At 72.4% G+C, this 11,329-nt stretch carries 13 protein-coding genes and 1 pseudogene; 7 read left to right on the top strand and 7 right to left on the bottom strand.

What is annotated here, in order from left to right; genetic code table 11:
• A pseudogene (locus ACFE67_RS11190) lies at positions 1-249 on the bottom strand (amidase); the annotation flags it as partial.
• Positions 250-286: 37 nt separating this feature from the next.
• Between ACFE67_RS11190 and ACFE67_RS11185 the strand changes: the two are divergent.
• Both ACFE67_RS11185 and crcB read left to right on the top strand, forming a co-directional pair.
• Positions 287-700, top strand: coding sequence for a fluoride efflux transporter FluC (locus ACFE67_RS11185; protein ID WP_375406958.1), 414 nt, complete (start codon positions 287-289; stop codon positions 698-700).
• On the top strand, positions 697-1,071 hold the full coding sequence (crcB, locus tag ACFE67_RS11180; RefSeq protein WP_375406957.1) for a fluoride efflux transporter CrcB: 375 nt from the start codon (positions 697-699) through the stop codon (positions 1,069-1,071). Before ACFE67_RS11185 ends, crcB begins: the two co-directional genes overlap by 4 nt.
• Positions 1,072-1,110: 39 nt before the next feature.
• Here the strand turns inward: crcB and sufU are convergent, their stop codons facing one another.
• From sufU to ACFE67_RS11160, 4 genes are all read right to left on the bottom strand, one after another.
• On the bottom strand, positions 1,111-1,551 hold the full coding sequence (sufU, locus tag ACFE67_RS11175) for a Fe-S cluster assembly sulfur transfer protein SufU (RefSeq protein WP_375406956.1): 441 nt from the start codon (positions 1,549-1,551) through the stop codon (positions 1,111-1,113).
• Complete coding sequence (locus ACFE67_RS11170; RefSeq protein WP_375406955.1) at positions 1,548-2,852, bottom strand: aminotransferase class V-fold PLP-dependent enzyme; 1,305 nt, start codon at positions 2,850-2,852, stop codon at positions 1,548-1,550. Before ACFE67_RS11170 ends, sufU begins: the two co-directional genes overlap by 4 nt.
• An 83-nt stretch (positions 2,853-2,935) precedes the next feature.
• Entirely contained in the window at positions 2,936-4,090 is a 1,155-nt protein-coding gene (locus ACFE67_RS11165) for a cystathionine gamma-synthase (protein ID WP_375406954.1), read from the bottom strand.
• A 13-nt stretch (positions 4,091-4,103) separates the two neighbouring features.
• Complete coding sequence (locus tag ACFE67_RS11160; RefSeq protein WP_375406953.1) at positions 4,104-5,480, bottom strand: cystathionine beta-synthase; 1,377 nt, start codon at positions 5,478-5,480, stop codon at positions 4,104-4,106.
• Between the two features lie 217 nt (positions 5,481-5,697).
• On the opposite strand from ACFE67_RS11160, the gene ACFE67_RS11155 reads away from it, so the two are divergent.
• Positions 5,698-5,940, top strand: coding sequence for a DUF3263 domain-containing protein (locus ACFE67_RS11155; protein WP_375406952.1), 243 nt, complete (start codon positions 5,698-5,700; stop codon positions 5,938-5,940).
• A 72-nt stretch (positions 5,941-6,012) separates the two neighbouring features.
• On the opposite strand, the gene ACFE67_RS11150 is transcribed toward ACFE67_RS11155, so the two are convergent.
• Positions 6,013-6,546, bottom strand: a complete 534-nt coding sequence (locus ACFE67_RS11150) for an ATP-binding protein (RefSeq protein WP_375406951.1) — start codon at positions 6,544-6,546, stop codon at positions 6,013-6,015.
• Between the two features lie 290 nt (positions 6,547-6,836).
• On the opposite strand from ACFE67_RS11150, the gene ACFE67_RS11145 reads away from it, so the two are divergent.
• Both ACFE67_RS11145 and ACFE67_RS11140 read left to right on the top strand, forming a co-directional pair.
• Positions 6,837-8,015, top strand: a complete 1,179-nt coding sequence (locus tag ACFE67_RS11145) for a MalY/PatB family protein (protein WP_375406950.1) — start codon at positions 6,837-6,839, stop codon at positions 8,013-8,015.
• A 130-nt stretch (positions 8,016-8,145) separates the two neighbouring features.
• The gene (locus tag ACFE67_RS11140; protein WP_375406949.1) at positions 8,146-8,436 is read left to right on the top strand and encodes a hypothetical protein; all 291 of its coding nucleotides are present in this window, start codon (positions 8,146-8,148) and stop codon (positions 8,434-8,436) included.
• Between the two features lie 40 nt (positions 8,437-8,476).
• Here the strand turns inward: ACFE67_RS11140 and ACFE67_RS11135 are convergent, their stop codons facing one another.
• Positions 8,477-9,325: a LysR family transcriptional regulator gene (locus ACFE67_RS11135; protein ID WP_375406948.1), complete on the bottom strand. Its 849-nt coding sequence runs from the start codon at positions 9,323-9,325 to the stop codon at positions 8,477-8,479.
• Positions 9,326-9,476: 151 nt separating this feature from the next.
• Between ACFE67_RS11135 and ACFE67_RS11130 the strand changes: the two genes are divergently transcribed.
• Both ACFE67_RS11130 and ACFE67_RS11125 read left to right on the top strand, forming a co-directional pair.
• Positions 9,477-10,871 (top strand): DHA2 family efflux MFS transporter permease subunit, encoded by a 1,395-nt coding sequence (locus ACFE67_RS11130; protein WP_375406947.1) that lies wholly within the window; start codon positions 9,477-9,479, stop codon positions 10,869-10,871.
• Positions 10,868-11,065: a hypothetical protein gene (locus tag ACFE67_RS11125; protein WP_375406946.1), complete on the top strand. Its 198-nt coding sequence runs from the start codon at positions 10,868-10,870 to the stop codon at positions 11,063-11,065. The genes ACFE67_RS11130 and ACFE67_RS11125 overlap by 4 nt, the downstream gene beginning before the upstream one ends.
• Positions 11,066-11,329: the final 264 nt, after the last annotated feature.

Raw genomic sequence — 11,329 nt, 5'->3', positions numbered from 1 at the left:
CGCCGTGTACGGGATGCCGTCGAGCGGCCCCAGCACGCAGCCCGCGGCCCGGCGGACGTCACTGGCGCGGGCCTCCGCGAGCGCCTCAGGATTCAGGACCGGCACGGCGTTCAGCCGGATGCCCCCGTGATCGTAGGCATCGAGCCGGGCGAGGTACGCGCGCACCAGCTGCTCGGACGTCGCCGCGCCCTGCTCGAGCGCGGCACGCAGATCCGCGATCGACGCCTCCACGACATCGAACGCGGCCACGCGGTGATCCTGCCAGGGCGGGGATACTGGGTCTGGCATGTCCGCCATCGACCCGCGCCCGGTCCACCTCCAGCCCGCGATGCTGGGGGTCGTGCTCGTCGGCGGTGCGGTCGGCACGGCCGCTCGCGCGGCGCTCTCCCTCGTGATCCCCGATGTCGGCGGACTGCCGGTCGCGATCCTCGTGATCAACGTCGTCGGGTCGTTCCTGCTCGGGGTGCTGCTGGAGGCGCTGACCCGACGAGGAGCCGATGTCGGGCGTCGTCGGACGGTCCGGCTGCTGCTCGGCACCGGCTTCTGCGGCGGCTTCACGACCTACAGCACCCTCGCGGTCGGAGCGGCCGAGCTGCTGCGGGTCGGCGCGACCGGGCTCGGGGTCGCCTACGCGGTGGGCTCGGTGCTGCTCGGCGCGCTCGCCGCCTGGGTCGGGACCCTGGTCGGGAGCCGACGGTGACGCCCGGGCTCTTCCTCCTGCTGTCCATCGCGGGAGGTGTCGGATCGGTCCTGCGGTTCGTGGTCGACGGTGTGGTCCGCGACCGGTTCGGCGCACGCCTGCCGTGGGGCACGGCGATCATCAACGTGTCGGGGTCGTTCCTGCTCGGGCTGCTGACCGGCCTCGTCACGCGCGGCCTGCCGACCGAGGTCGTCCTCGTGCTCGGCACCGGTCTGCTCGGCGGCTACACGACCTTCAGCACCGCGAGCGTCGAGGCGATCCGCCTCCTGCAGCAGCGCCGCGTGGCCGCGTCGCTGCTCTACGGGCTCGGGGTGCTGGTGCTGTCGATCGCCGCCGCGCTCCTCGGCCTGGCGCTGGTCCACATTGCATAAATCCGGGGATCTGCAGCGCAAGCGCTTGGATCCCCGGATTTATGAAAGCTTGAGCAGGGCGTCCTCCGCGGCGACCCAGGCGAGCATCGCGCACTTGACCCGGGCGGTGTAGCGGGAGACGCCGCCGAGCACGACCGCGTCGCCGAGCAGCTCCTCGTCGGGTTCGATGCGGCCCTTCGACCGCATCGCGACCCGGAAGGCGTCGATCCGGACCTGGAGGCCCTCCGGGGTCAGACCGGGCGCGAGGTCCGCGAGGATCGACGCGGACGACTGCGAGATCGCGCAGCCGTCGCCGTCCCAGCGGATGCGGTCGATCCGCCCGTCCGCGACGTGCAGCTGCAGGGTGACCTCGTCACCGCACGTCGGGTTGATCTGGTGCGACGACGATGCCGCGCCCTCCTCCAGCCCCTTCGCGCGCGGTCGCCGCGCGAGGTCGAGGATGACCTCCTGGTACAGACCCCCGAGGCCGGCGCTGGTCACGCCCGCACCCCGAAGAAGCCGACCGCGTCGCGGACGCCGTCGAGCAGCAGGTCGATCTCCTGCCGGGTCGTGTAGACGCCGGCGCTCGCGCGAGTCGACGCTGTGATGCCGAGCCGGCGGTGGAGGGGCTGCGTGCAGTGGTGGCCGACGCGCACGGCGATGCCGCGGTCGTCGAGGAACTGGCCGACGTCGTGCGCGTGCACCCCCTCGACGACGAAGCTCGCGAGCCCGATCCGCGGCTCCCCGGGCGCCGGGCCGAGGAGGCGGACGCCGTCGATCGCGGCGATGCCCTTCGCGAGCCGGGCGCCGAGCTGGGCCTCGTGCGCGGCGACCCGCGCCATCCCGATCCCCTCCAGGTACCGGACGGCCGCGGCGAGCCCGACCGCCTGCGCGACCGGCTGCGTGCCCGCCTCGAAGCGCTGCGGCGCGGGCAGGTACTCGGCGCGCTCCATGGTGACGGTCGTGATCATCGACCCGCCGTGAAGGAACGGGGGCAGCGCGTTCAGCAGCTCGCGGCGGCCGTAGAGCGCGCCGATCCCGGTCGGGCCGAGCATCTTGTGGCCGGAGAACGCGGCGAAGTCGACGCCCAGCGCTCGCACGTCGAACGGCAGGTGCGGCACGGACTGGCAGGCGTCCAGCACGGTGAGCGCGCCCGCGTCGCGGGCGAGCGCGACGAGCTCGTCGACGGGGAGCACGCCGCCCAGCACGTTCGACACGTGGCTGAACGCGACGATGCGGGTCGCCGGCCCGATGATCCGAGCGGCCTCCGCCATCCGGAGCGCGCCGCTGTCGTCGATCGGCACGAAGCGCAGCGTCGCGCCGGTGCGGGCCGCGAGCTCCTGCCACGGGATCAGGTTCGCGTGGTGCTCGAGCTCGGTCGTCACGATCTCGTCGCCCGGGCCCAACCGGAAGCGGTCGGCCTCCCGGCCCCCGCGACCGGCGGAGGCGTTGCCGATCGCGTACGCGATCGTGTTCAGCGCGCCGGTCGCGTTGCCGGTCCAGCAGACCTCGTCCTCGTCGGCGCCGATGAAGCCCGCGACGGTGGCGCGGGCGTCCTCGAACCGCTCGGTCGCCTCCGCGGCGAGCCGGTGGGCGCCGCGGTGCACGGCCGCGTTCTCGTGCTCCAGGTACTGCCGCTCGGCGTCCAGCACCGCACGCGGCTTCTGGCTCGTGGCCCCGGTGTCGAGGTAGACGAGGCCCTCGTCCGCCAGAATCGGGAAGTCCGCGCGAATGGCCAGCACGTCGGCGTCGGACAGGGACCGAGCGTCGACCTCGGGTCGCACGCCCTCAGCCACGGTCATCCCTCCAGCGTAGGGAGGTTGGAGGACATCGCCGCGCGGCGGCCGCACGGGGTCGGGGCAGCGGGGAGCAGGTGGGATCGGGCTCAGATCCGGCCGAGCGCTTCGGCGAGGTCGGCCTGGAGGTCGTCCAGTTCCTCGATGCCGACGGAGAAGCGGACGACGTTCTCGGGGACGGCCAACGGGGTGCCGCGGACGGAGGCGTGGGTCATGGAGTCGGGGTGGCCGATCAGCGACTCGACACCGCCGAGCGACTCGGCCAGCGAGAACAGGCGCGTCCCTTCCGCGAGGCGCAGCGCCTCCGCCCTCCCTCCGCGCACGGCGACGGACACCATGCCGCCGAAGCCGCGCATCTGGCGGGCTGCGACCTCGTGCCCGGGATGGTCCTGCAGGCCCGGGTAGTACACGCGCTCGATCGACGGGTGGGCGACGAGCTGCTCGGCGATCGCCGCGGCGTTCGCGGAGTGCTGGCGCATCCGCACGGCCAGCGTCTTGATGCCGCGCGTGAGCAGCCACGACTCGAACGGCGCGAGTACTGCTCCCGCCGCGAACTGGAGGAACGCGACCTGCTCGGCGATCTCGTCGTCGGACGTGACGACAACGCCGCCGATGATGTCGGAGTGCCCCCCGAGGTACTTCGTCGCCGAGTGCACGACCACGTGCGCACCGAGCGTGAGCGGCTGCTGCAGCGCCGGTGACGCGAACGTGTTGTCGACGACGACGAGCGCACCGGCGGCGCGACCGCGCGAGGCGAGCGCCTCGATGTCGACGATCTTCATCAGCGGGTTGGTCGGCGTCTCGAGCCAGAGCAGCTTCACCGGGGCCGCGAACGCGGCGTCGATCGCCGCGCTGCTCGTCAGGTCGACCGTGTCGAGCACCACCCCGAGCGGCACGTGCAGGCGGGACATCAGCCGGTGGGTGCCGCCGTAGGCGTCGTCGCCCAGCACGACGCGGTCGCCGGGCACGAGCACCGCCCGCAGCAGCGCATCCTCCGCGGCGAGCCCCGACGAGAACGCGGAGGCGTGGGTGCCGAGCTCGAGCGCCGCGACCTGCACCTCGAGCGAGGTGCGCGTCGGGTTGCCGCTGCGGCCGTACTCGTAGCCGTTCCTCAGGGTGCCGACCCCGTCCTGGATGAAGGTCGACGTCTGGTGGATCGGCGGCACGATCGAGCCCGTGCTCGGGTCGGGCGCCTGGCCGGCGTGGATCGCTCGGGTGGCGAAGCCGTCGTCGTACGACGTCATGGTGCTCCTCGGGTCACTCGCTGACGAAGGTCAGCAGGTCGGATCTGGTCAGGACACCGACGGGCTTGCCGCCGGTCGTGACGAGCAGCGCGTCGCTCGCGGCGAGCGCCACGCGTGCGGAGGCGAGCGACTCGCGGGCGCCGATCAGCGGCGGCCGCGGGCCGGCGAGCGGGCCGACGGGGTCCCGCAGGTCGCCCCCCTGCGCGAACGCGTGGTCGACGAGGGCGCGCTCGTCCACCGCGCCCAGCACCTCCCCCATCACGACGGGCTGCTCGGCGCCCAGCACGAGCAGCTGCGAGACGCCGTAGCGCCGCATCACCCCGATCGCGTCGATGACGCGATCGTCGGGCCGCACGGCGAGCAGGTCGGGGGCGCCGTCCGGCACGCCGGCACGCTTCGCGACGAGCAGATCCGCGACGGTCGTGCCCGCCTCGGCCGGGGCGAAGCCGTAGGAGCGCATCCATTCGTCGTCGAAGATCTTGCCGAGGTACCCGCGGCCGCCGTCGGGCAGCAGCACCACGACGAGGTCGTCCGGGCCGAGCGTCGCGGCGACGCGGAGCGCCGCGACGACCGCCATGCCGCTCGACCCGCCGACGAGGAGGCCCTCCTCCCGCGCGAGGCGGAGCGTCATCCTGAACGACTCCGCGTCGGAGACCGCATGCACCGCGTCGACGACGGTGGGGTCGTAGGCGCTCGGCCAGAAGTCCTCACCGACGCCCTCCACGAGGTAGGGCCGGCCGGTGCCGCCGGAGTAGACGGAACCCTCCGGGTCGGCGCCGACGACCGTCACCGCCCCCTTCGACACCTCTTTCAGGTAGCGCCCGGTGCCGCTGATCGTGCCGCCCGTGCCGACGCCGGTCACGAAGTGCGTGAGCCATCCGTCCGTCGCGGCCCAGATCTCGGGACCGGTGGAGGCATAGTGGCTCGCCGGCCCGTTCGGGTTCGCGTACTGGTTCGGCTTGTAGGCGCCCGGGATCTCTCGCGCGAGGCGGTCCGAGACGCTGTAGTACGAGCGAGGATCCTCCGGCGCGACCGCCGTCGGCGCGACGACGACCTCGGCGCCGTAGGCCCGCAGGACCGCGCGCTTGTCCTCGCCGACCTTGTCCGGCACCACGAACACGCACCGGTAGCCGCGCTGCTGCGCCACGAGTGCCAAGCCGACCCCGGTGTTGCCGCTCGTCGGCTCGACGATCGTGCCTCCGGGCAGCAGATCGCCGCTCGCCTCGGCCGCATCGATGATCCGGATCGCGATGCGATCCTTCACGGATCCGCCCGGGTTCACGTACTCGACCTTCGCCACCACCTGGGCGGTCAGCCCCTCGGTGACGTGGTTGAGACGGACGAGCGGCGTGTCCCCGATCAGATCGAGCACGGTCGACGCGATGCGCATGGCGGGTCTTCCTTCAGACGGTGGAACCCGCGACGGCGCGCGGGAGGGGGCGGCTCAGCCCAGTCGACACCGCTCGGTCATCTGCACGGGTGCACGGTACCCAGCGCGGATGGGAACCGGCACCGCGCCGGGTCACGGCAGGTCACACCCGTCCGGTTCCCACCGGTCAGCAACCGGTCCTGGACCCGGTGTCGGAGGCGTCGAACACACTTGCGACATGTTGACCCACGCAGACATCCGGCTGCTCGAGTTCGAGGACACCCACCCTCGCCGCACCGGCCTCAAGAACGACGCCATCCTCCACCGGCTCGGCATGAGCCCCGCCCGCTACTACCAGCGGCTCGACCAGCTCGCCCGACAGCAGGCGGTCATCGACCGCTACCCCCGTCTCGCGGATCGGATCACGCGGGGGTCCGCCCGTCGCGAGGAGGTGCGGGCACAGCTGCGCCGCTGGGCATGACGCAGTCGGGCCGCGATCCGGACGCCCACCCGCCCCGGCTGGTCCAGGTGCGCCCGTCGACCGACGAGCGGATCAGGCGAGCGACCAGGGCGCCGACCGCACGACGACGTCGGCGAGCTCGGCGGGGTGCTCCCGCTCGACGAAGGCCGCCTCCTGCGCCGCCCACCGGTCCCAGTGCGGGGCGTACGACTCGGCGTCCCGCTCGAGCGCGCGGCGGCGACGCTCGGCATCGTCGAGCTCGACCCATACCGCGAAGGTGGCGAGCGCGCGGTTCGCGCGCGACAGGACTCCGGAGCCCTCCACCACCAGCGGAGTGCCGGAGGGGACGGCCTGCCAGGCCCCCGGCTGCGAACGGGACCAGTCCCAGCGCCGCCATCGTGGCGTCCTCGAGCCGAGCAGATGCAGCCGCACGTGCTCGCTCGCCTGCTCCAGGCCGTCCCAGCCCGGGTAGATGTCGTCGAGGTGCACCACCTCGGCACCGAGCACCGTCGCGAGCGCTGCGGCGAGCGTGGTCTTGCCCGCCCCCGACCGGCCGTCGATCAGCACGATCGGCCGACTCACCCGGGGCACCGCGGAGGCCACCGCCTCGACGACGAGGTCGGGCACCCCCGCTTCACGCATGGAGGGGGCAGGTCGACATACCGGCGAGGATCGCACCGATGACACCGAGTCGCTACTCGACGGCGAGGGCCGTGGAGTCGCCCGGACGATCGGGTCGCAGCACGTGAGGTGCGTTCGGATCGCGATTCGGAGGGGCTCCCCGGACGGGCACGCCGCTGCGGAACGACCGGGTCGCGTTACCGCCCGTGACGCACGTCCCTCGACCGGCGCGGAGCGACCCGGTTGGATGACGTGGAGCAGTCGTGCCCCACAGCGCGGCGTCGGGAGGGGGCGTCATGTCGCTGAACTTCGACGGGGTCGGACGCGAGCAGCTCGACCGGCCGACGAGCCGGAAGTGGAGCCTCAACCCCGGCTCGATCGGTGCCTGGGTCGCCGAGATGGACTTCGGTACCGCACCCGTGGTGCAGGAGGCGATCGCTGCGGCGGTCCGCGACCAGGTGTACGGCTACCTGACGCCGTCGATCGCCGGCGAGGCGGCTGAGGCGACGAGCGACTGGTACGCCGCGGAGTACGGCTGGCGCCCCGACCCGCGTCGCATCCACCAGATGACCGACGTGCTGTCGGCGCTCGAGATCGCGGTGCGCCGGTTCTCGCGTCCGGGGTCCGCGGTGATCGTGCCGACGCCCGCCTACATGCCGTTCCTGACGCTGCCGAGCACGCTCGGGCGGCCGCTGCTGCAGGTGCCGGGCGCCGTGGAGGACGGCCGCTGGGTCCTCGACCTCGATCGGCTCGATGAGGCGTTCGCCGCAGGCGGCGGAACGCTCGTGCTCTGCAACCCGCACAACCCGACCGGTCGCGTGTTCGACCGGGAGGAGCTGGAGCGGCTCTCCGCGGTCGTCGAGCGCCACGGCGGCCTGGTGTTCGCCGACGAGGTGCACGCCCCCCTCCGCTTCAGCGGGCAGCACATCCCCTACGCGAGCCTGTCCGACGTCACCGCTTCGCACACCGTCACCGCCACGAGCGCCTCGAAGGGCTGGAACATCCCCGGCCTGAAGGCGGCGCAGCTGATCCTGACGAACGACCTGCACGAGCTGGAGTACCAGGCGGACGGCATCGGCCAGCTGCACGAGGCCTCGACGCTCGGCGTGATCGCGGCGACCGCCGCGTACCGGCACGGCGGCGAGTGGCTCGCCGACGTGCGCGGGTACCTCGACCGGAACCGCCTGCTGCTCGCCGACCTGCTCGCGACGGAGGTGCCGGAGATCGGCTTCACCCTGCCGGACGCGACGTACATGGGCTGGCTGGACTGCACCGCGCTGGACCTGCCAGAGGCGCCCGCCCCGTACTTCCGCAGCCACGCCGGGGTCACGTTGACGGCCGGCGCGCTGTGCGGGAAGGGCTTCGAGCAGTACGTCCGGCTCGTGTTCGCGACACCGACACCGATCCTGCGCGACATGGTCGTCTCGATCCGCGACGCCGTCAGCGACCGCCGGGTGCCGGCCCTCCTCGCGTAGCCGGCGCGTCGTCGGGCGCGTCGTCCGGCGCTCATCGCCCGGAAACCCGCCCCGATCACAGGGCGCAGACGACCGGGTCCGTGGGTGGACCCTTCAGACGAGCGGAGGGCTCTGGACGCGTGGATCGAGCGTGCCTGTGCTGACCGTGCGGACGAAGGACGGCGCGGTGTACTCCCTCGACTACCGAGAAGTCGACGACGTCGGGGAGCGGCTGACCGCGCTGCGCCATGGTGGCCCGGACGATCCGCCGACGACGAACAGCCCGATGGCGGCGGGCAGGTGGTTCGTCGTGGCGATGCTGACGCCGCTGCCGCCGGTCGTCGGCTCGCGGATGGCGATGGTGCTCAATCCCGTCGAAGGGGACGCGGATCCGATCGTGCGGTACTCGACCACGGTGATGTCGGTCGTCGGCGTGCTCTGATCGTGCCGGACCAGAGCCCTCGGCTCACCTCCAGGTCCGTTCAGTCGCGGTCGTCGAGCACGTCGAGGATCGCCTCCTGCGCTCGTTCCGCGATCTCGCCGGTGAGGCCGGGGCGGCTGTGCAGGTCGAGCACGGCGAAGGGCGCCTGTGGAAGCTCTCGACGGATCACCGTGTGGACGGGCGGTCCGGACAGCAGCGGCAGCAGCGCGACACCCGCACCAACCCGCACGAGCGCGTGCACGCCGGCGAGGTCGGGCGCCTCGCCCACCAGGGCACCTTCGAGCCCCTGCTCGTCCAGGAGGCTGAAGGCAGCGGCCCGGAGCGCGCTGTCCTGCTGGAACGTGACGAGCGGGACCGGACCCTGCCGGTCCCAGTCGAGAGTCGGACTCCCGATCCAGTGCAGGGCGACCCTGCGCGGGTGCTCGCGGTCTGAGGTCAGACCGGTGAACGCCACGGCCAGGTCGATGTCGCCGCGATCGATCGCGGCGCGGAGGTCCGGGCCGCGGCCGGTCTTCAGGTGCAGCTCCACGCCCGGCAGCGCCGCGCGGAGCCGCGCGATGAGGGACGGGAGCAGCTCGTCCGCCACGTGATCGGCTGATGCGATCGTCAGCTGCTCGGGCGACGGGCTGGTGTACCGGTCTGCGGCGGCGTCGTGCTCGGCGAGGATCCGTTCCGCCGCGATGCGCAGCTGTCGTCCCTCGTCGGTGAGCGCGACGTGGCGTCCACGCCGATCGATGAGGGTGCGGCCGGTTGCGCGCTCCAGGACGGCGACGTGGCGGCTGACCGCGCTCTGCGTCAGGTTGAGCGCTGCCGCAGCGCGATGGAATCCGCCGAACGTGCCGATCGCCACGAAGCTGCGCAACGGGGTGATGTCAAGGATGGGCGCCATCCCGCGACTGTACCGATCCGCATATGTGATCGGTGCCGATGACGGATCGTTGTTCGACACGGACGACAGCTGCCGTGCAGGGTGCGGAGCTGTGACGAGACGCTGCGGGCATCAGCGTCGGAGGACGGCCTCTCCGCGGCTGGTGCTGATCGTGTGCTGTCTGAGCCAGCTCACGATCGGGATCGACAACTCGATCGTCAACCTCGCGCTCCCCTCCATCCGGGCGGACTTCTCCGCGTCCCTGACGGAGCTGCAGTGGGTCATCGACGCCTATCAGCTCGTGCTCGGATCACTGCTGCTGCTCTCCGGCGCACTCGCCGACCGGTTCGGTCGTCGCCGGGTGTTCGTCGTGGGGCTGCTCGGCTTCATCGCCGCGTCGGTGCTGTGCAGCGCCGCACCGACCGTCGGCACGCTGATCGCGAGTCGAGTCCTGCAGGGTGCGTTCGGGGCGTTGCTGAACCCGGTCGCGATCTCGATCGTCGCCGAGGCCTACCCCGACCCGAAGCGGCGAGCCGGCGCGTTCGGCGCGTGGAGCTCCGTCTACGGCGCCAGCCTCGCCCTCGGACCCCTGCTCGGCGGCGTGCTGGTCGGTCCGTTCGGGTGGCGCGCCGTATTCCTCGCGCCCCTGCCGCTCTGCATCGCAGCGATCGCCGCAACACCCGTCGTCATCCCGGCGTTCGCCGCCCACCGGGACCGTCGCATGGACATCCCCGGCCAGATCCTCGCCACCGCTGCGCTCGGCACCCTGCTGTTCTGCGTCATCGAGGGGGCGAGCCGCGGGTGGATGGCAGTCCCCCTCCTGACGTCGGCGAGTCTCGGCGCCGTCGTCGGCGTTGCGTTCATCCTCCGGGAGCGCCGGGCACCGGCACCGCTGCTCGAGCTGCGCCTGTTCCGCAGCCGCGCACTCTCCCCCGGACTCGGCATCTCGGTGATCGGGCTCGCCACGACGGCCGGGTTCCTGTTCCTGACCGGATTGCAGCTCCAGGTCGTCCGCGGGTTCTCGCCGCTGCAGACCGCGCTCTGCCTGCTCCCGGTCGCAGCCGCCACCATCGTCCTCGCCCCCATCGCCGGACGCCTCACCGCACAGCGCGGCCCCCGCACCCCGCTCGTCACCGCCGGGATCGGCTTCATGGCCGGGTCCGGCCTCCTGATCCTCTCCACCCCGACCGGTCCGCTGCCGCTGCTGCTGCTGGCGTACCTCTGCTTCGGCATCGGGTTCGGCATGGTCAACGCGCCCATCACGACCGTAGTCGTGGCGGGACTCCCCCGATCGCGCGTCGGCGTCGCCTCCGCCCTCTCCAGCACCGCCCGGCAGGTGGGACAGGCCGTCGGCGTGGCAGTCCTCGGCGCAGTCGCGACCATCGCCGCCGACGGGACCGTCCAGCAGGGACTCGGTACCAGCGCTTCGACCGCATGGACCATCACCGGTATCGGAGGGGTGCTGATCACGCTGCTCGCGATCGCCGCGACCACCCGGAACCGATCCAGCGCGCGCACCGGACTGGGTCATCCAGGCACGAATGAAGATGCAGCAGGACGACCGTGAGCCCGAGCCCCGCCCGCTCCTACCAGCGGCTGGACCAGCTCGCGCGCCAGCCGGCGGTCATCGACCGCTACCCGCGGCTCGCCGAGCGCTTCGGGCGGATCGCCGAGCGGCGCCGGGCGGGGCAGCAGCAGCTGCCGCATGACCTCCGGCATCTCGGCGCGGGACGGGGGCGCGCGAGGCTAGGTCCGGGCTGAGACTCATAGGTTTTTCTTGCCTTTCTCAGCGTCGCGCCTACGCTCCGCTGCCATATGTCGACGACGCGGTCGGCAAGACGTAGGAGGATCAGATGAGGCGAACAGCCGGCGCGGTTCTGGGCCTTGGGTTGCTGGGAGCCCTAGCTTTAAGCCCCACACCAGGCGGTCTGGCGCGGGCTTCGGCAGCTCCCGCGAACGTCAGAGGTGCGTCCTCGAGTGCTGACGCTCCGAAAATTGGGACGATAACCGGCCGTACTCCTCTCG

The organism is uncultured Amnibacterium sp., assembly GCF_964244015.1.
Lineage (GTDB): Bacteria > Actinomycetota > Actinomycetes > Actinomycetales > Microbacteriaceae > Amnibacterium.
Note: the sequence above shows the minus strand (reverse complement) of the source record. Positions and strands in the feature narration are given on the sequence as shown.